Source organism: Mycolicibacterium cosmeticum (genome assembly GCF_000613185.1).
GTDB classification, from domain to species: domain Bacteria; phylum Actinomycetota; class Actinomycetes; order Mycobacteriales; family Mycobacteriaceae; genus Mycobacterium; species Mycobacterium cosmeticum.
This window is the reverse complement of sequence record NZ_CCBB010000003.1, coordinates 1,694,996-1,714,357: the sequence shown is the minus strand read 5'-3', so window position 1 is coordinate 1,714,357 and position 19,362 is coordinate 1,694,996. Positions and strand designations below refer to the sequence as shown.

Below are 19,362 nucleotides of genomic sequence, written 5' to 3'. Positions count from 1 at the left end.
AATCCTTTAACTGCCGAAACCGGCGACGGCCCCGATCACGATGATTGCCGGCGGTCTGATGCCCTCGCTCCGGACGGTTTCGGCGACATCGGTGAGGGTCGCGCGCACCGTCCGCTGCGCGGCCGTCGTGCCGTGCTGCACCACCAGGACCGGCGTATCCGCTGGTCGGCCGCCCGCCAGCAGCGCGTCGGCGAACAACTCGATGCGTTCGACGGCCATCAGCAGCACGATCGTGCCCGTCATCTGGGCCAGCGCATTCCAATTCACTAACGATTCGGGGTGGCCCGGCGCAACATGGCCGCTGACCACCACGAATTCGTGATTGACGGCCCGATGCGTGACCGGGGTGCCGGCCAGCGCGGGCACCGCTATGGCACTGGTCACACCGGGCACCACGGTGACCGGAATGCCGGCCTCGGCGCAGGCGAGCACCTCCTCGTAGCCCCGCGCGAAGACGAAGGGGTCACCGCCCTTGAGGCGCACGACGAACTTGCCGGCCTTGGCCCGTTGGATGAGGACGTCGTTGATGGCCTCCTGTGCCATCGCGCGGCCGTACGGGATCTTGGCGGCGTCGATCACCTCGACGTGCGGCGCCAACTCGGCCAGCAGCTCCGGCGGGGCGAGCCGGTCGGCGACCACGACGTCGGCCTGGGCCAGCAGCCGCCGGCCCCGCACGGTGATCAGCTCCGGGTCGCCCGGTCCCCCGCCGACCAGCGCCACCCCCTCGTGCACGGTGTCGGGGGCCTGCGCCCCGATCACCCCGCTCGCGAGCGCCTCGTGGATGGCGGTGCGGATCGCCGCCGAGCGGCGGTGCTCGCCGCCGGCCAGCACGCCGACCGACAGCCCGTCGAACTCGAAGGAGGCCGGCGTGACCGCGGTGCCCTCGCGGGCGGCGTCGGCGCGGACACAGAAGATGCGGCGCCGCTCGGCCCCGGCGACGATGGCGGCGTTGACCTCCGGATCGTCGGTGGCGGCCAGCACATACCAGGCGCCGTCCAGATCCTCGTCACGAAAATCGCGCAGCGTCAGCGTGATCGGGTGCATGGCTTCGACGGCCGGGGTGGCGGCCCGGGTGATCACGTGCACGTCGGCCCCGACGGAGATCAGCAGCGGCAGCCGGCGCTGGGCCACGCTGCCGCCGCCCACGACGACCACTTTGCGCCCTTCCAGGCGCAGCCCGACGAGGTAGGCGTTCTCCGAACTCAAATTGCTCCTCGCGTCCGCGGCACTCACTGTCACGCGCCGAGCTTAAAGGTTTGCGCCGCGGCCACGAACCGGGTGATGGCGCCCGGATGGGCGGCGGGATGGGTGTGCAGATACCCGGCGTGCACGCCGCGATGCACCGCGCCGTCGACCGCCCGGCGTGCGGCAGGACCGGAAAACGCCCAGGCCTGATCGTAATCAGCCGCGAAAGTGACTGTGGTGCGGTGGAATTCGTGGCCGGTGACGCGCTCACCGACTCGGTGCAGTGCCGAATCCGACACCGCCACCGCGTCGCGGTAGCCCAGCGTCAGCCGCTCGGTGAAGCGGGCCGAGCCGGCCAGCACCCCGCACATCGGCACCCCGTCCAGATCGTCGACCAGGTAGGTCAGCCCGGCGCATTCGGCGTGCACCGGGGCGCCCGCGCCGGCCAGCTCGCGGATCTGCGAGCGCACCGCCGCGTTGGCCGACAGCTCGGCGGTGAACTGTTCGGGAAAGCCACCGGGGATGACGACGGCGGACGTGCCGGCGGGCAGGTCCTCGGCGAGCGGGTCGAAGTCGACGACGTCGGCCCCGGCGGCCGCGAGCAGTTCCCGGTGCTCGGCGTAGCCGAAGCTGAAGGCCCGCCCGGCCGCCAGCGCCACCGTCACGTCGCGGACCGGTTCGGTGGTCGCCGGACCCCACGGTGCGGCGGTGACACCGGCACCGGCGGCGGCCAGCACGGCGGGTACGTCGACGTGCCGGGCGACCAGATCCGTCATCGCCGCGACGGCGTCGGTCGCGCGCTGCCCGTATTCGACGGCGGTGACCAGCCCGAGGTGACGCGAGGGCACCTCGAGTTCGGCCGTCCGCGGGACCGCCCCCAGCACCGGGATGCCGGCGTGCTCGCAGGCCTGCCGCAGCACCTGCTCATGCCGCGGCGACCCCACCCGGTTGAGGATCACCCCGGCAAAGCGCAGTGTCGTGTCGAAGGTCGAAAACCCGTGCAGCAGTGCGGCGATGCTCTGGCTCTGGCCGCGGGCGTCGACCACCAGCACCACCGGGGCGCCCAGCAGGCCGGCGACCTGGGCGGTGGAACCGCGGGCCGGGCCGGCGTGTTCGGCGATGCGCCCGTCGAACAGGCCCATCACGCCTTCGACCACCGCGATGTCCGCGCCGGCGCTGCCGTGCCGGTACAGCGGGCCGATCAGGTCCTCCCCCACCAGCACCGGGTCCAGGTTGCGTCCGGGCGCCCCGGCGGCCAGCGCGTGATAGCCGGGGTCGATGAAGTCCGGCCCGACCTTGAACGGCGCGACGCGGTGCCCGGCCCGGCGCAGCGCGCCCATCAGGCCGGTGGCCACCGTGGTCTTGCCGCTGCCCGACGCGGGGGCGGCGATGACGACCGCCGGGGTCAGCACCGGTGCACCGTCGCTACCACTCGATACCCCGCTGGCCCTTGCGGCCCGCGTCCATCGGGTGCTTGACCTTGGTCATCTCGGTGACCAGGTCGGCGGCGTCCAGAAGCGCCTGCGGCGCATCGCGTCCGGTGATCACCACGTGCTGGTTGCCGGGCCGCTCGGTGAGCACCTCGACCACCTCGTCGACGGCGATCCAGCCCCACTTGAGCGGATAGGTGAACTCGTCGAGCACGTAGAAGTCGTGCCGGGCCTCGGCGAGCCGGGTGCGGATCTCGGCCCAGCCGTCCCGGGCCGCCTCGGCGTGGTCGACCTCCGATCCGTGCTTACGCGTCCAGGACCAGCCCGAGCCCATCTTGTGCCACTGCACCGGCCCGCCGACGCCGTGCTCGTCGTGCAGTCGGCCGAGCGCGCGAAACGCGCTCTCCTCGCCCACTTTCCACTTCGCGCTCTTGACGAACTGGAACACCGCGATATCGAAACCCTGGTTCCAGGCGCGCAGCGCCATGCCGAACGCGGCGGTCGACTTCCCCTTGCCGGGGCCGGTGTGCACCGCCAGCAGCGGGGCGTTACGGCGCGCCTTGGTGGTCAGCCCGTCGTCCGGGATCGTGAGCGGTTGCCCTTGTGGCATCGAACATCTCCTAGGCTGCTGATTCGACGGCTGCCGATTTGACCAGCGAGGTGAGCTCGCCGGCCTGCAATTGGTTCAGCCGGACCGCGGGGGCACCCAGCTGCCCGGCCAGTCGGGTGGCCAGTCCCAGCCGCACATACGAGGTTTCACAGTCCACCACGACGGCGGCGGTGCCTTCGGCGGCCAGCAGCCGGGCGGCGGTCTCGGTGCGGCCCAGCGGGTCGGCACCGCCGGTGGCCCGCCCGTCGGTGAGCACCACGACCAGCGGACGGCGGGCGCGATCGCGCGCCTTCTCACGCAAGATGACATCCCGCGCCGCCAACAAACCTTGCGCCAGTGGGGTTTTCCCGCCGGTGTCGAACCGGGCCAGCCGGCGACCGGCGATGTACACCGATGAGGTCGGCGGCAACAGCAGCTGTGCCCGGTCCTGCCGGAAGGTCACCACCGCGACCTTGTCCCGGCGTTGGTAGGCGTCGCGCAGCAGGGACAGCGTCGCCCCGCTGACCGCCGACATCCGGTCCCGGGCGGCCATCGAACCCGACGCGTCGACGACGAAGATCACCAGGTTGGCCTCGCGGCCCTCCCGGATGGCGCGCCGGACGTCGTCGGGGCCGATCTGCGGCCGGCCGGCCCGGCGCTGGTTGCCCGCGGCGGCCAGCAGCGACGCGAACACGTGCACACCGTGCCCCTCGCCGGGCACGTCGGTGGCGGCGATGGTGCTGCCGGTGCGGTTGCGGGCCCGCGACCGGCGGCCCGGGGCACCTTCGCCGACACCGGGTACCAGCAGTGCCCTGGTACGGAATGTGCCCGCGGGCGGCGCGCTCTGGCGGGTACCGCCGCTGCCGGAATTCCGCTGCGGGGCTTGACCGTTGGTGGACTCCGCCGAGGGTTCCGTCGCACCACCGCCGCCACCGGGGGGCTCCGGGTCCGGTTCGGGATCCTGGTCGGACTCACCCGCGGCGGCCAGCGCCTCGTCGAGGCGGTCCTGATCGAGGCCGGGATCGTCGAACGGGTCGCGGCGGCGCCGGTGCGGCAGCGCCAGTTCCGCCGCGATGCGGATGTCCTGTTCCTCAACGGTAGTACTGCCCCGCCAGGCCGCGTGCGCGACCGCGGTGCGGGCCAGCACCAGGTCCGCGCGCATGCCGTCCACGTCGAAGGCCGCGCACAGCGCGGCGATCCGCCGTAACTCGTTGTCCGGCAACACCACATCGGCCAGGGCAACCCGGGCCGCGGCGATCCGGGCGGCCAGCTCGGCGTCCTGGGCCGCGTACCGGTCGGCGAAGCCCACCGGGTCGGCCTCGTAGGCCAGCCGCTGCCGGATCACCTCGACGCGCACGTCGACATCGCGCGAGGCGGCCACGTCCACGGTGAGCCCGAACCGGTCCAGCAGCTGCGGGCGCAGCTCGCCCTCCTCCGGATTCATGGTGCCCACCAACACGAATCGGGCGTCGTGGCTGTGCGAGATGCCGTCGCGTTCGATGTGCACCCGGCCCATCGCCGCCGCGTCCAGCAACACGTCCACCAGGTGGTCGTGCAGCAGGTTCACCTCGTCGACGTAGAGCACGCCGCCGTGCGCGCGGGCCAGCAGGCCGGGCTGGAAGGCCTGTTCGCCGTCGCGCAGCACCCGCTGCAGATCCAGCGACCCGACCACCCGGTCCTCGGTGGCCCCGATGGGCAGTTCCACCAACCGCGCCTCGGCGTCGACCTGGGCCAGCACGGTGGCCAGGCCGCGCACCGCGGTCGACTTGGCGGTGCCCTTCTCGCCGCGGATCAGCACCCCGCCGATATCGGGGCGCACCGCGCACAGGATGAGGGCCAGCCGCAGCCGGTCATGGCCCACCAGCGCGCTGAACGGATAGGTCACTACTGCTGCCCCGCTCCCAGACCCGGTCTGATCATCGGCACGTGCGGGATGCCGTCCTCCAGGAATTCCTCACCGTCGCGGACGAATCCGTGCGCGGCGTACATGTCCTGCAAATAAGTCTGCGCGTCGATGCGGCACGGGTGGTCACCCACCTCGGCGATCGCGGCCTGCATCAGCCGGTTGGTGTGGCCGTTGCCGCGTTCGGAGCGTTTGGTGCACACCCGGCCGATCCGGAACACCTTCTCCCCGCCGGGATGCTCCTCCATCAACCGCAACGTCGAAATCACCTGGCCCTCGGCATCTTCCAGCCAGAAGTGCCGGGTCTCGGCGAGCAGGTCGCGGCCGTCGAGTTCGGGGTACGGGCAGGCCTGCTCCACCACGAACACCTCGACGCGCAGTTTGAGGATCTCGTACAGCGTGGCGGCATCCAGATCCTGCGCCCAGCTCCGGCGCAACGCGACCGTCATCGACGTACCGGTCTCACACGGCCGCGGGCGTGTCGAGCTGCAGCACCCGGGTGCCGTGATCCCACACCTCGCGGAACAGCCCGGGCTCGTTGGACAGCTTGACGCCCAGCGACGGGACCATCTCCTTGAGCTTGGGCACCCACGACGGGTACCTGTCGCCGAAGCAGCGTTCCATCACGTCCAGCATGGCCGGCACCGCGGTCGAGGCGCCGGGTGAGGCGCCCAGCAGGCCGGCGATGGATCCGTCGGCGGCCGAGAGCACCGTGGTGCCGAATTCCAGCACCCCGCCGGCGCCCTTACGCCGGATGACCTGCACCCGCTGCCCGGCGATGTCCAGTTCCCAATCGGAATCCCGTGCGCTGGGCGCGAATTCGCGCAGCGTCTCGACCCGGTCGGCCTCGCTGAGCAGCAGCTGGCCGACCAGGTAGTTCACCAGGCTCATCTCGGTGAGACCGACGCCCAGCATGGAGGCCAGGTTGTTCGGCTTGACCGACAGCGGCAGGTCGGTGAACTTGCCCTGCTTGAGGAACTTCGGCGTCCAGCCCGCGAACGGGCCGAACAACAGCCAGGATCTGCCGTTGATGACGCGGGTGTCCAGGTGCGGCACCGACATCGGCGGCGCGCCCAGCGGCGGCTGGCCGTACACCTTGGCCTGGTGCCCCGCGGTCAGCTCCGGGTTGTTGGTGCGCAGGAACGCCCCGCCGACCGGGAACCCGCCGAATCCCTTGACCTCCGGGATGCCGGACTTCTGCAGCAGCGGCAGCGCACCGCCGCCGGCGCCGATGAAGACGAACCGCGCGTTGATCTTGTACTTCTCGCCGGTGCGGCGGTTGACGTAGCGCAGCGTCCAGGTGCCGTCGGACTCCTTGCTCAGGTTGCGCACCTCGTGCCCGAACAGCGTCTCCATGCCGTGCGCGGCGCCGTACCCGATGAGCTGACGCGACAGCGAACCGAAGTCGACGTCGGTGCCGGACTGGGTCCAGTTCAGCGCCACCGGCTCGGAGAAATCACGTTTGGCGGCCATCAGCGGCAGCCGGCGCGCGAACTCGTCGGGGTCGTCGATGAACTCCATCGAGGCGAACAGCGGGTTGCCCACCAGCGCGTCGTAGCGCGCCTTGAGATAGCCGACGTTGCGTGCCCCGTGCACGAAGGACACGTGCGGGATGGGGTTGAGGAAGTTGCGCACGTCCGGCAGCACGCCGTTCTCCACGGCGTAGGTCCAGAACTGCCGGGACACCTGGAACTGCTCGTTGACGTTGACGGCCTTGGCGATGTCGATGGTGCCGTCGGAGTTCTGCGGGGTGTAGTTCAGCTCGCACAGCGCGGAGTGGCCGGTGCCGGCGTTGTTCCAGGGATCGCTGCTCTCGGCCGCCGCGCCGTCGAGGCGTTCGATCAGCGTGATCGACCAGTTCGGCTCCACCAGGCGCAGCAACGCGCCCAGGGTCGCGCTCATGATTCCCGCGCCGACGAGCACGACGTCGGTCTTGGCTAGCTTGGGGTCAGACACCGTTGGCTGGTCCTTCGTTTCGCACGGCCCGCCGCAGCGGTACGCGACGGTTCTTGTGGTCCTCAGGTTATCGCGACGCATCTGCCGGGTAACGGGCCGTGCCGGGTGCTTTCGGTCACCACGCGGCTAGGGTGAACCCGTGACGGCATCGCAGGGCCATGCTCAGGTGCAATGGGAACCCGACGTCCTGTCCGGCTATCGACAACTGACCGTGCCGCTGGGCCCCGACCCGGACGGCGAAGGGGACCTGGTGGCCACCCTGGTGCGGCGCGAGCAGGCCCCGGAACGCGACCCAGGGCAGGACCCCGCCGCATCGCGCGCCGTGGTGCTGGTGCACGGGTTCACCGACTACTTCTTCCACACCGAGCTGGCCGACCGCTTCGCGGCCCGCGGTTTCGCGGTCTACGCGGTGGACCTGCCCAAATGCGGTCGCTCCTGGCGTGACGGGCAGACCCCGCACTTCACCACCGACCTGGCCCGCTACGACGTCGCGCTGCAGGCCGCCCTCGATCACGTCGACGCGGCCGAGGTGCTGATCTACGGGCACTCGGCCGGCGGGCTGGTGGTGACGCTGTGGCTGGATCGGCTGCGCCGCCACCGCACCACCGGACGCATCACCGGCCTGGTGCTCAACAGCCCCTGGTTCGATCTGCACGGACCGGCGATCCTGCGCAGCGCGCCCACGTCGGTGGCGCTGCGCGCCCTGGCCCGGTGGCGCACCACCCAGGTGATCCGCCGCCCGACCGGTGATGGCGGCTACGGCACCACCCTGCACCGGGACTATGCCGGGGAGTTCGACTACAACCTGCAGTGGAAACCGGTCGGCGGCTTCCCGGTGACCTTCGGCTGGATCAACGCGATCCGGCGCGCGCAGGCCCGGCTGCACCGCGGCCTGGACGTCGGGGTGCCGTCACTCATCCTGCGGTCGGGGCACAGCGTCCCGGAATCCGGGGATCCCGATGCCATTCAGCGCGGCGACGCCGTGCTCGACGTCGCGCAGATCGCACGGTGGGCCGGCTGTGTCGGCAACCGGGGCACGATCGTGCCGATCACCGACGCCAAGCACGATGTGTTCCTGTCCCTGGCCGGCCCGCGGACGGCCGCCTATCGCGAACTCGATGCCTGGCTCACCTGGCATCTCACCGAGATCAACCACCGAAATCCTTCCACCGCAACACAATCCGGATAGGGCGCGCGTGCAGCATTACGACCTGACGATCATCGGCACCGGCTCGGGCAACAGCATCCCGGACACCGGCTTCGACGCCCGCTACGGCCAGATGCGTATCGCCATCGCCGAGCAGGGCACCTTCGGCGGCACCTGCCTGAACGTGGGCTGCATCCCGACCAAGATGTTCGTCTACGCCGCCGAGGTGGCCCACACCGTCCGCGATGCGCGGCGGTTCGGCATCGATGCCCACATCGACGGCGTGCGCTGGCCCGATATCGTCGAACGGGTCTTCGGCCGGATCGATCCGATCGCGGCCTCCGGCGCGGCGTACAAGCGCAGCCTGCCCAATATCGACGTCTACGCCAGCCACGTCCGGTTCACCGGCGTGCGCGACGGCCGGTACCTGTTGCGCACCGAGGCCGGCGACGAGTTCAGCTCGGATCAGGTGGTGATCGCCGCCGGCTCGCGCGCATCGGTACCGCCGGCGATCCACGACTGCGGCGTGGCCTACCACACCAGCGACACCATCATGCGGATCGAGGAACTCCCCGAGCACATGGTCATCGTCGGCGGTGGGTTCGTGGCCGCCGAATTCGCGCACGTGTTCTCCGCGCTCGGCGTCCGGGTGACCATCGTGGTGCGCGGAGCGGGGCTGCTGACGCACTGCGATGAGACGATCTGTCACCGCTTCACCGACCTGGCCATGGCGAAATGGGACGTGCGCACCCACGTCAACGTCATCGGGTCCCGCACCGAGGACGGCCGCACCGTGCTCGAGCTCGACGACGGCTCCGAGCTCGACACCGATGTGCTGCTGGTGGCCACCGGCCGGGTGCCCAACGGGGACCTGCTGGACGCCGAGCTCGCCGGGGTCACCGTCCGGGACGGCAGCGTCATGGTCGACGAGTACCAGCGCACCACCGCCCGCGGCGTCTACGCCCTGGGCGACGTGTCCTCGGACTACCAGCTCAAGCACGTGGCCAACCACGAGATGCGGGTGGTGCGGCACAACCTGCTGCTGGACTGGGACGACACCGCGGCGATGGTGGCCAGCGACCACCGCTTCGTGCCCTCGGCGGTGTTCACCGACCCGCAGATGGCGATGGTCGGCCTCACCGAGGCGCAGGCCCGCGAAGCCGGCCACGACATCGTGGTCAAGGTGCAGAACTACGGCGACACCGCGTACGGCTGGGCGATGGAGGACACCACCGGGATCGCCAAGGTGATCGGCGAACGCGGCACCGGCCGAATCCTGGGGGCGCACATCCTCGGCTACCAGGCCTCATCCATCATCCAGCCGTTGATCCAGGCCATGAGCCTCGGTCAGCCCGCCAAAGCGGTTGCCACCCAACAGTATTGGATTCACCCCGCGCTTCCCGAGGTGATCGAGAACGCGCTGCTGGGGCTGCTCTAAGCCGCCGGCGTGGCGTCCCAGCGCTCCTCGATCCGGCCGAAGCGCCACACCCCGATCGCGATGAGCCAGGTCAGCACGAACATGCCGACGATCGAGAAGCCGACGAATTCCAGGTCCGCCGAACCGATCACCGTCAGCGGCCCGGACGTGATGCCGAGTCGATCCACCAACAGGCCGGTGAGCACGATGACGCCGATGGCCAGCGCGACGAGCACCGACAGCACGGTGACGGTCAGGTTGTAGTACACCTTGCGGATCGGCTTGAGGAACGCCCAGCCGTAGGCGCGGGCCATGAAGATCCCGTCCAGGCTGTCGAACAGGCTCATCCCCGCGGCGAACAGCACCGGCAACACCAGCACGGCGTACCAGGGCAGGGTGAAGGCCGCCGTGCCGGCCGCCAGTACCAGCAGCGCCACCTGCGTGGCGGTGTCGAAGCCCAGGCCCATCAGGAAGCCGACCGGGTACAGGTGCCACGGCTTGTCCACCCGGTGCATCACCCGGCCCACCAACCGGGCCAGCAGCCCCCGATTCGCCAGATGGCGCTCCAGCTCCTGTTCGTCGAACTCGCCGCGGCGCATGGCCCGGAACACCTTGGCGATGCCCACCGCGGCGAACAGGTTGGTCAACCCGATCAGCAGCAGGAACGTGCCGGCCACCACCGAACCGATGAGCCCCAGGGTGGCCAGCATCGGCGACCCGTCGTCCTGCACCGGGCCTGCGACGGCCCGCACGCCCAGCGCCAGCAGCAGCGCCAGCCCGAACACCACGCTGGAATGCCCGAGCGAGAACCAGAACCCGGCCGACAGCGACCGGGTGCCCTCCCCCACCAGCTTGCGGGTGGTGTTGTCGATGACGGCGATGTGGTCGGCGTCGAACGCGTGCCGGGCGCCCAGCAGGTAGGCCGTCACCCCGAGCCCGACGCCGAACACACCGGCCGACCCCAGCGTGATGTGCTGCGGCGCCACGCCGAAAATCAGGACACCCCAACCGAATACGTGCAGGGCCGCGACCACGCCGGCGATGCTTGCGATGGAGATCCAGTCGGCCCGGTCGAATCGCGATGGCATCACCGCAGCGTAGGACTCGCCACGATATCTGTCTACCTGAACATATGTCTTGGTCAGCGTTTGGTGGCGGTCACCAACAGATATTCGGCATTCCACCCGGTGGCTGTCCGTGTCCTGGTGAGGAAGTCCAGGAAGACCGCGTCCAATTCAGCCACCCGCTCCGGCGTGCCCGCGTTGTAGTTGTATGCCGCGATCGTCGGACCGTAGTTGCGCTTCCAATACTCGCGGAATTCGAGCGCGTCGGAGCAGCGGTCCATCCGAACGGTCTGTTTGCGCGCCGTCAGGTCGACGACCCGGTCGCCGAACAGTGACCGCACGTGCTCCTCGTCGCCCCACAGCGGCCCGGGGACGGCTCCCGGCGGGGGCGGCGGAGCGAACGGCTTCATGGTGGCCAGCAGCTGCCCGATGAGGCCGCCGGGCGTCCAGTTGATCAGGCCGATGGTGCCACCCGGCCGGCAGACCCGGATCAGTTCGTCCGCACTGGCTTGGTGGTGTGGCGCAAACATCACTCCGACGCACGACATCACCGTGTCGAAGGCGTCGTCCGGGAAGGGCATCGCCTCGGCATCGGCCTCCACCCACTCCACCTGCGTCCCACGCCGGGCCGCCTCGGCCCGGCCCGCGTCGAACAGTTCCGGGGTCAGATCGCAGGCCGTCACCACCGCTCCCGCCTGCGCGGCGGGAATGGCGGCGTTGCCGGCTCCGGCGGCGACGTCGAGCACCCGGTCGCCAGTGCCGATCGCACAGGCCCGCACCAGTTCGGGGCCGAGTTCCGGGATCAGCTCGGTGGCCACCGCGACGTAGTCACCCGACGCCCACAGGGCACGGTGCTTGGCCTTGAGCGCTCGGTCCGCCTCGGCGGCAGACAAGTCCGTTGTGTCCATGCACCCACTGTCCGCTCGGCGGGCAGCGACGGTGTCGGTATCGACAAAACGGTCGGATTCAGCCGTGCCTGGCGCCGATCCAGTGCAGCAGGTCGTGCACCACGTCGTCGTCCAGGCGGTAGGACACCGTGCGCCCCATCCGGGTGCTGGACACCCAGCCCTGGTCACGCAGCACGCGAAGGGCTTGGGAGACGGCGTTTTCCGAACGCCCGAGCACGCCGGCCAGATCACCGACACAGATGCCGGGGGCCCGGTGCAGCGCCAGCAGGATCTCCAGCCGGTGCGGATCCGACAGCAGGTCGAACCGCCGCGACCACCCCGCGGTGTCGACGTCGGGGTCTGCAGGTCCGGCCACGCCCCGATCGTAGTGATTTGTGCACATCCCGTAACGCCCACCGGAACAAAACGTGCACGAATCCCTAGTCGAGGAAGCCGTGCAGCAGCGCGGCCGAGCCGGCGACATGCGCGGCCATCGCCGCCCCGGCGCCCTCGGCGTCGCCGGCCAGGATCGCCATCACGATGGCCTCGTGCTGTTCGTCGGAATGGGCGATGTTGCGGGACAACAGCGGGATCTGGTCCAGCAGCGCGTTGATCCGCATCCGGTTCTGGGCCACCAGCGGCACCAGCGACGGCGACCCGGCGGCCTCGGCGATGGCCAGGTGCAACCGGGAGTCCAACCGGCGGTAGTCGTCGGGATCGGCGCCGCGCACGTCACCCAGCCGCGACCACAGCCCCTCCCGCTGCACCGCGGTCAGCGTGCGCCCGGCCGCCATCCTGGCCGCGCCGACCTCGAGGATCTCGCGCAGCCGCACGGCGTCGTCGATCTCCTCCCGGGTGAGACCGTCGGCGCTGGCCGGCAGCGCGGGCATCTCGGTGGCCAGGAAGGTGCCGCCGTAGCGACCCCGCTTGGACACCAGATACCCGGCGTCGGCCAGCGATCTGATGGCTTCCCGCACGGTGTCGCGGCTGACCCCGAGCCGGGCGGCCAGTTCCCGTTCCGGCGGCAGCGAGGCCCCCGGCTCCAGCACGCCGAGCCGGATGGTCTCCAACAGCCGACCGACGGTGTCCTCGAAGGCGTTGCCGAGCCGCACCGGGCGCAGCAGCGCCTCGCCTGCGGTCAGCGGCTCGGACACCCGGTCGGACTGGGACATCGGTGCAAACCTACTGGCTCACAGCGGCGTGACGTAGTGGCCGCTGATGCCGCCGTCGACCAGGAAGGTCGAGCCGGTGATGAACGACGCGTCGTCACTGGCCAGGAACGCGACCGCGGCGGCCAGCTCCTCGGGCTCGGCGAACCGGCCCACCGGCACGTGCACCAGGCGCCGCGCCGCCCGCTCGGGATCCTTGGCGAACAGTTCCTGCAGCAACGGCGTGTTCACCGGGCCGGGGCACAGCGCGTTCACCCGGATGCCCTGGCGGGCGAACTGCACCCCCAGTTCCCGCGACATGGCCAGCACCCCGCCCTTGGACGCGGTGTAGGAGATCTGGCTGGTGGCCGACCCCATCACCGCGACGAACGACGCGGTGTTGATGATCGAGCCGCGCTGCGCGGGCACCATGTGCCGCAGGGCGGCCCGGCAGCACAGGTACACGCTCTTGAGGTTGATGTCCTGCACCTTCTGCCAGGCGGGCAGCTCGGTGTTCTCGATCAGGTCGTCCTCGGGCGGGCTGATGCCGGCGTTGTTGAACGCGATGTCCAGTCCGCCGTGCACCTTCACGGCGGTGTCGAACAAGTGGTCCACCGCGTCCTGATCCGACACGTCGACCTGGACGAAGGTGACGTTGAGCTCGTCGGCGACGGCTTGTCCGCTCACCGGGTCGACATCGCCGATGACGACGATGGCGCCTTCGGCCTGCATCCGCTTGACCGTCGCCAGCCCGATCCCGCTGGCACCCCCGGTGATGACGGCGACCTTGTCCTTCAGCCGCTGGGTGAGATCCATCTAGCTCTCCTCGCTGTGCTCAATTCGTCGGCTCGCCGACATGGATGAAGACGTTCTTGGTTTCGGTGAACGACAAAGGCGCATCCGGACCCAGCTCGCGGCCAAGCCCGGACTGCTTGAAGCCCCCGAACGGCGTGGTGTAGCGCACCGACGAGTGCGAGTTGACGCTGAGATTGCCGGCCTCGACGGCGCGCGAAACCCGAAGGGCGCGTGACACGTTGTCGGTCCAGATCGATCCCGACAAGCCGTAGGAGGTGGCGTTGGCCAGGGCGATGGCGTCGGCTTCGTCCTCGAACGGCAGCACCGTCACCACCGGCCCGAAGATCTCCTCGGTGACGGTGCGGTCGGCCCGCGCCGGGGTCAGCACGGTCGGGGCGAACCAGTACCCGGGCCCGCCCGGCGCCGACCCGCGGAAGGCCACCGGCGCGTCGTCGGGCACATAGGCCGACACCGACTCCCAGTGCTTCTTGGAGACCAGCGGCCCCATCTCGGTGTCGCGGGCGGTCGGGTCGCCCACCACCACCCCCTTGACCGCGGGTTCCAGCAGTTCCATGAACCGGTCGTAAACGGTGCGCTGCACCAGGATCCGACTGCGGGCACAGCAGTCCTGGCCGGCGTTGTCGAACACTCCGTAGGGGGCGGTGGCCGCGGCGCGCTCCAGATCGCAGTCGTCGAAGACGATGTTGGCGCTCTTGCCGCCCAGCTCCAGGGTGACGCGTTTGACCTGCGCGGCGGCGCCGGCCATCACCCGGGTGCCGACCCGGGTGGAGCCGGTGAACACCACCTTGCGCACGTCGGGATGGGTGACGAAGCGCTCGCCCACCACCGGACCCGCCCCCGGCAGCACCTGGAAGAGTCCCTCGGGTAGGCCCGATTCGAGGGCCAGCCGGCCCAGCCGGATGGAGGTCAGCGGCGTCCACTCGGCGGGCTTGAGCAGCACCGCGTTACCGGCGGCCAGCGCCGGGGCGAATCCCCAGGCCGCGATGGTCATCGGGAAGTTCCACGGGGTGATCACCCCGACCACACCGAGCGGCTCGTGGAAGGTGACATCCAGGCCGCCGGCCACCGGAATCTGCCTGCCCGACAGGCGTTCCGGGCTGGCCGCGTAATAGGTGAGCACGTCGCGGACATGCCCGGCCTCCCACTCGGCCTGGCCGATCGGATGACCGGAGTTGGCCACCTCCAGCGCCGCCAGTTCGGCGATGTGGGCATCGACCGTCGCGGCGAAGGCGCGCAGTGCGCCCGCCCGGTCGGCGGGCGCCAGCCGCGCCCACTGGCGCTGGGCGGCCACCGCGGCCGCCACCGCGTCGTCGACCGCCGCCTCGTCGAGCAGGTCGACGGTGCGCAGCACCTCCTCGGTGGCCGGATTGATGACCTCGCAGGTGCTCATGAAACCCTTTCCGTCGCATAGTCGGTGGCCGCCTGCACCAGGCCGGCGAACAACCGCAGATCGTCCAGCCGTTCCTCGGGGTGCCATTGCACCGCCACGACGAACTGATCGCCCGGCAACTCCACGCCCTCGATCACCCCGTCGGTGGTGTCCTGGGCGCTGATGATCAACCCGTCCCCGAGCCGGTCGATGGCCTGGTGGTGATAGCACTGGGCATCCGAGGACTCCCCGATCAGGGCGGCCAGCCGGGTGCCCGGCACGGTCTGCACATGCGATGTGCTGAACACCGCGTTGCCCTGCTGGTGACGGGTGTGGCCCAGCACGTCGGGCAGGTGCTGGTGCAAGCTGCCGCCGAGCGCCACGTTGAGCAGCTGGGCCCCGCGGCAGATCCCGAGCACCGGCATGCCGCGGCGCAGCGCCTCTCCGATCAGCTCAAATTCCCAGGCATCGCGGTACCCGGCCGGCTCATCGGTGGCCGGATGCCGTTGCTGGCCATAGCTTTCCGGGTTGACGTCGCGGCCGCCGGTGACGATCAGCCCGTCGAGGCCGTCGAGCACCCTCCCGGCAACCATGGCATCGATCAGTTGTGGCGGCAACAACACCGCGGTGCCGCCACCCAGGTTGACCCCCTCGATGTAGATGGCGGGCAGGAAACTGGCCTGCACATCCCACACCCCGGTCTGCGCCTGCTGCAGATAGGTCGTGAGGCCGATGACCGGCCGCGGTGACCCGGGGTTCTGGTCAGAGGCGCTCAAAGCCCCTTCTCCTTTCCCAATCCGTGACGGCCCCGTTGAACGCGGCCAGTTCGACACGTGCGTTGTTGAGATAGTGCTCGACGACGTCGTCCCCGAACGCCGAGCGGGCCACCGCCGATCCCGCGAACAGGTCGGCCGCCTCGGCCAGGGTGGTGGGCAGGCGCTGGGCGCCGCCGGTATAGGCGTTGCCGGTGCACGGCGGTTCCAGCTCGAGGCCTTCGTCGATGCCGTGCAGGCCCCCGGCGATCAGCGCCGCGACCGCCAGGTACTGGTTCACGTCGCCGCCGGGAGCGCGGCATTCCATCCGCATGCCCTGCCCGTGCCCCACCACCCGCAGGGCGCAGGTGCGATTGTCCATCCCCCACGCCACCGCCGTCGGGGCGAAGCTGCCGTCGGCAAAGCGCTTGTAGGAGTTGATATTCGGAGCATAGAACAGGGTCAGCTCGCGCAGCGTCGCCAGCTGGCCGGCCAAGAAGCTGCGGAACATCGCCGACATGCCCAGCGGGTCGGCGTCATCGGAGAAGACGGCCGTGCCGTCCGTGCCGCGGAAGGACACATGGATGTGGCAGCTGTTGCCTTCCCGCTCGTCGAATTTCGCCATGAAGGTCAGCGATTTGCCGTGCTGGTCGGCGATCTCCTTGGCACCGTTCTTGTAGATGGTGTGGTTGTCGCAGGTGACCAGCGCGTCGTCGTAGCGGAAGGCGATCTCCTGCTGCCCCAGGTTGCACTCGCCCTTGACGCCTTCGCAGTACATACCGGCGCCCTCCATCCCGCGGCGGATGTCGCGCAGCAGCGGCTCCATCCTGGTCGAGGCCAGCATCGCGTAGTCGACGTTGTAGTCGGTGGCCGGCGTCAGGCCGCGATAGTCGGCGGCCCAGGCGGCGCGGTAGCCGTCCTCGAACACCATGAATTCCAGTTCGGTGCCGACGAAGGCGGCCAGCCCGCGGTCGGCCAGCCGGTCGAGTTGTCGGCGCAGGATGCTGCGGGGCGCCTGGACGACGGGACGACCGTCGGTCCAGGACAGGTCGGCCATCACCAGGGCGGTTCCGGGCAGCCAGGGCAGCAGCCGCAGGGTGCTGAAGTCCGGGGTCATCACCATGTCGCCGTAGCCGGTCTCCCAGCTGGAGATCGCGTAGCCGTCCACGGTGTTCATGTCGACGTCGACGGCCAGCAGGTAGTTGCAGCATTCGGCGCCGTGGGCGGCGACCTCCTCGATGAACAGCCGCGCGGACACCCGTTTGCCGGTGAGCCGGCCCTGCATATCGGTGAACGCGACGATGACGGTATCGATGTCCCCGTCGGTGACGAGACGCTCCAGCTCGAACTGCGTCAGCATGCAGAACGCTCCCTCTCTACGACGAGAAGTCAACCATTACCGCCCTGTGACTACCGCAGGCGCGTTGTCTTCGACGGTCATTCACCTACACATTTACACAACCGTCACCTCAAAGGTAGGACAGCAGACCAATAGCGGCCTATTCTCCCCCTAGATCCGGGGGCCGTCGACAAGGAGACTGCTGTGCCAGAAGGCCACGAACTGCTCGACGAGGACGAACGGCACCTCGCCAGCCTCGGCTACACCCAGGAACTGCACCGGTCCTGGTCGAGTTTCTCCAACTTCGCCATCTCGTTCTCCATCATCTCCATCCTGGCCGGGTGTTTCACCTCGTTCGGCCTCGGCTGGAACAACGGCGGCCCGGCCGCCATCGCCTGGGGTTGGCCCATCATCGCGGTCTTCATCCTGATCATCGGGCTCTGCATGTCCGAGCTGGTGTCGGCATTCCCCACCTCCGGTGGAATCTATTGGTGGGCAGCCAAGCTCGGCGGCCCCAAGGCCGGTTTCTACACCGGCTGGCTCAACCTGATCGGCCTGATCGCCATCCTGGCGTCGGTGGCCTACGGCAGCGCCACCTTCCTGGACCTCACGCTGAGCACCTTCAGCCAAACATGGGCGGCCGGCTACAGCCTGGAGCGGGTGTTCGTCATGTTCCTGGCCATCCTGGTGGTGGTCGCGGTGATCAACATCTTCTCGTCGCACCTGCTGGCGGTCATCAACAACATCTCGGTGTGGTGGCATGTCTTCGGCGCCGCGGCGGTGATCGTCATCCTGTGGCTCATCCCGGCGCAGCACGCCAGCTTCTCCACGGTGTTCGCCACCACCGTCAACAACACCGGCTTCTTCGGCGGCTCCACCTCGGGCCTGGCGTTCCTGTTCTTCGTGCTGCCCATGTCGGCGATCCTGACCCAGTACACGATCACCGGCTACGACGCGTCGGCTCACCTGTCGGAAGAGACCAAGAGCGCGGCCGACGGTGCGGCCAAAGGAATTTGGCGGTCCATCTTCTACTCCGCGATCGGCGGTTGGATCCTGCTGCTGACGTTCCTGTTCGCGGTCCAGGACGTCGACGGCGTGACCGCCGGCGGCGGCGCGGTGGCCACCATCTTCACCCAGGCCATGGACTCCAAGTGGGTCGGCATCGTGCTGTTCATCTCGACGGCGGGCCAGTTGTTCTGCACCACCGCCTGCCAGACCAGCGCATCCCGGATGCTGTTCGCCTTCAGCCGGGACCGCGCGGTACCCGGGCATCAGCTGTGGTCCAAGGTCAACGCCAACAAGGTGCCCGCCAACGCGGTCATCGTGACCGCGGCGATCGCCGCCCTGCTCACCCTGCCCGCGCTGGTCAAGGTGGACATCAACGGCGCCCCGGTGCCCATCGCCTTCTTCGCCGTCGTCTCCATCGGCGTCGTCGGGCTCTACCTGTGTTTCGCGGTGCCGATCTACTACCGCTGGAAGGCCGGTGACTCGTTCCCCCTGGGCAAGTGGAACCTGCGCGGGCACCACAAGTGGATGGCGCCGGTGGCCCTGGCCGAGATCATCATCACGTCGATCATCGCCATGTTCCCCACCTCGATCGGCGGCACGCCCTGGGATGCGAGCTTCGAGTGGAAGTTCGTCAACTACACGCCGATCCTGGTCGGCACCGTGCTGGTGTTGCTCTACATCTACTGGCACGTGTCGGTGAAGCATTGGTTCACCGGTCCGGTGAAGCAGGTGGACATCACCGGTGGCGAGCTGACCGACGCCTGACCTCGCCTACCACGTACTCGTGCGCATCACGATCTCCGTGGCGACCTGGGCGGTGGACTCGCCGGCGTTGCGTCGGCCGAGCAGGTCCACCAGGCGGTACTCGCCGTAGACATAGCGCTGGCTGGCCACTCCCACCGCCCGCGCGGCGGGGTTGCTCACCAGCACGGTGGTGTTCATCTCCACCGGCGGGCAGGTTTCGTCGCGGACGATCCCGGCCTGGTCGGCCACCCGCGGGTGACCACGGTCGATGGCCACCAGGCCGATGAACCGGTCGAGCCGGGTCGCCGCCAGGCGCCAGGCCAACTCGCCGCCGAGACGGTCCCCGACCAACAGGCCCCACCGCACCCCGAGCGCGTCGAGCACGCCCACCACCGAGTCGGCCGTCAACTGCGGGTCGGGGTAGATGACGATGGTCCGCAGCGACGCGTTGTGCAACCGCTGGCACACGGCGTCGTAGGCGCGGGCACCGGGGGCTGCGGCACCCAGCAGCACCACCACGCCGCCCTTGTCCGGACCGGCCACCTCCACGGCGACGGGCACCCCGTCGACGGTCACCATGGTCGAAGGCATTGCGTCACGCTAGGACA

18 protein-coding genes are annotated in these 19,362 nt (G+C 69.6%); 3 read left to right on the top strand and 15 right to left on the bottom strand.

What is annotated here, in order from left to right; all coding sequences use genetic code 11:
- Positions 1 to 6: 6 nt before the first annotated feature.
- From cobA to mqo, 6 genes are read right to left on the bottom strand one after another with little or no spacing between them, the layout of a single operon-like run.
- Positions 7 to 1,206, bottom strand: a complete 1,200-nt coding sequence (gene cobA, locus BN977_RS27480) for a uroporphyrinogen-III C-methyltransferase (protein WP_036404586.1) — start codon at positions 1,204 to 1,206, stop codon at positions 7 to 9.
- A gap of 29 nt (positions 1,207 to 1,235) precedes the next feature.
- Positions 1,236 to 2,597 carry a cobyrinic acid a,c-diamide synthase CobB gene (locus BN977_RS27475; RefSeq protein ID WP_036403033.1) on the bottom strand — a complete coding sequence of 454 codons (1,362 nt, stop codon included), beginning with the start codon at positions 2,595 to 2,597 and terminating at the stop codon, positions 1,236 to 1,238.
- 13 nt (positions 2,598 to 2,610) lie between these two features.
- Complete coding sequence (cobO, locus tag BN977_RS27470; RefSeq protein ID WP_036403032.1) at positions 2,611 to 3,225, bottom strand: cob(I)yrinic acid a,c-diamide adenosyltransferase; 615 nt, start codon at positions 3,223 to 3,225, stop codon at positions 2,611 to 2,613.
- A 10-nt stretch (positions 3,226 to 3,235) separates the two neighbouring features.
- On the bottom strand, positions 3,236 to 5,089 hold the full coding sequence (locus tag BN977_RS27465) for a magnesium chelatase subunit D family protein (protein ID WP_036403030.1): 1,854 nt from the start codon (positions 5,087 to 5,089) through the stop codon (positions 3,236 to 3,238).
- On the bottom strand, positions 5,089 to 5,556 hold the full coding sequence (locus BN977_RS27460) for a GNAT family N-acetyltransferase (RefSeq protein WP_036403028.1): 468 nt from the start codon (positions 5,554 to 5,556) through the stop codon (positions 5,089 to 5,091). The genes BN977_RS27465 and BN977_RS27460 overlap by 1 nt, the downstream gene beginning before the upstream one ends.
- A 13-nt stretch (positions 5,557 to 5,569) precedes the next feature.
- Positions 5,570 to 7,009: a malate dehydrogenase (quinone) gene (gene mqo, locus BN977_RS27455; RefSeq protein ID WP_407661222.1), complete on the bottom strand. Its 1,440-nt coding sequence runs from the start codon at positions 7,007 to 7,009 to the stop codon at positions 5,570 to 5,572.
- A gap of 193 nt (positions 7,010 to 7,202) precedes the next feature.
- Here mqo and BN977_RS27450 point away from each other — a divergent pair, with 193 nt between their 5' ends.
- Together BN977_RS27450 and mtr are read left to right on the top strand one after the other, a co-directional pair.
- Positions 7,203 to 8,252, top strand: coding sequence for an alpha/beta hydrolase (locus tag BN977_RS27450; RefSeq protein WP_234709675.1), 1,050 nt, complete (start codon positions 7,203 to 7,205; stop codon positions 8,250 to 8,252).
- 7 nt (positions 8,253 to 8,259) lie between these two features.
- Positions 8,260 to 9,648 (top strand): mycothione reductase, encoded by a 1,389-nt coding sequence (gene mtr / locus BN977_RS27445; RefSeq protein WP_036403025.1) that lies wholly within the window; start codon positions 8,260 to 8,262, stop codon positions 9,646 to 9,648.
- On the opposite strand, the gene nicT is transcribed toward mtr, so the two are convergent.
- The 8 genes from nicT to BN977_RS27405 form a co-directional block, all read right to left on the bottom strand.
- Complete coding sequence (gene nicT, locus BN977_RS27440; RefSeq protein ID WP_024453043.1) at positions 9,645 to 10,715, bottom strand: Nickel transporter NicT; 1,071 nt, start codon at positions 10,713 to 10,715, stop codon at positions 9,645 to 9,647. The two genes, mtr and nicT, sit on opposite strands and share 4 nt — an antisense overlap.
- Before the next feature lie 53 nt (positions 10,716 to 10,768).
- Positions 10,769 to 11,599 carry a class I SAM-dependent methyltransferase gene (locus tag BN977_RS27435; RefSeq protein WP_036403022.1) on the bottom strand — a complete coding sequence of 277 codons (831 nt, stop codon included), beginning with the start codon at positions 11,597 to 11,599 and terminating at the stop codon, positions 10,769 to 10,771.
- A gap of 58 nt (positions 11,600 to 11,657) precedes the next feature.
- On the bottom strand, positions 11,658 to 11,954 hold the full coding sequence (locus tag BN977_RS27430; protein ID WP_036404579.1) for an ArsR/SmtB family transcription factor: 297 nt from the start codon (positions 11,952 to 11,954) through the stop codon (positions 11,658 to 11,660).
- 64 nt (positions 11,955 to 12,018) lie between these two features.
- Positions 12,019 to 12,750, bottom strand: a complete 732-nt coding sequence (locus BN977_RS27425) for a FadR/GntR family transcriptional regulator (protein ID WP_036403020.1) — start codon at positions 12,748 to 12,750, stop codon at positions 12,019 to 12,021.
- Between the two features lie 18 nt (positions 12,751 to 12,768).
- Positions 12,769 to 13,542 (bottom strand): 3-oxoacyl-ACP reductase, encoded by a 774-nt coding sequence (locus BN977_RS27420; protein ID WP_024453039.1) that lies wholly within the window; start codon positions 13,540 to 13,542, stop codon positions 12,769 to 12,771.
- 19 nt (positions 13,543 to 13,561) lie between these two features.
- Positions 13,562 to 14,932 (bottom strand): aldehyde dehydrogenase family protein, encoded by a 1,371-nt coding sequence (locus BN977_RS27415; protein WP_036403018.1) that lies wholly within the window; start codon positions 14,930 to 14,932, stop codon positions 13,562 to 13,564.
- The gene (locus tag BN977_RS27410) at positions 14,929 to 15,687 is read right to left on the bottom strand and encodes a gamma-glutamyl-gamma-aminobutyrate hydrolase family protein (protein WP_036403015.1); all 759 of its coding nucleotides are present in this window, start codon (positions 15,685 to 15,687) and stop codon (positions 14,929 to 14,931) included. The genes BN977_RS27415 and BN977_RS27410 overlap by 4 nt, the downstream gene beginning before the upstream one ends.
- Positions 15,674 to 17,023 carry a glutamine synthetase family protein gene (locus BN977_RS27405; protein ID WP_036403013.1) on the bottom strand — a complete coding sequence of 450 codons (1,350 nt, stop codon included), beginning with the start codon at positions 17,021 to 17,023 and terminating at the stop codon, positions 15,674 to 15,676. The genes BN977_RS27410 and BN977_RS27405 overlap by 14 nt, the downstream gene beginning before the upstream one ends.
- Before the next feature lie 183 nt (positions 17,024 to 17,206).
- Here BN977_RS27405 and BN977_RS27400 point away from each other — a divergent pair, with 183 nt between their 5' ends.
- Positions 17,207 to 18,775: an amino acid permease gene (locus tag BN977_RS27400; protein WP_036403010.1), complete on the top strand. Its 1,569-nt coding sequence runs from the start codon at positions 17,207 to 17,209 to the stop codon at positions 18,773 to 18,775.
- 6 nt (positions 18,776 to 18,781) lie between these two features.
- Here the strand turns inward: BN977_RS27400 and BN977_RS27395 are convergent, their stop codons facing one another.
- Positions 18,782 to 19,345 (bottom strand): alpha/beta fold hydrolase, encoded by a 564-nt coding sequence (locus tag BN977_RS27395; protein ID WP_036403009.1) that lies wholly within the window; start codon positions 19,343 to 19,345, stop codon positions 18,782 to 18,784.
- Positions 19,346 to 19,362: the final 17 nt, after the last annotated feature.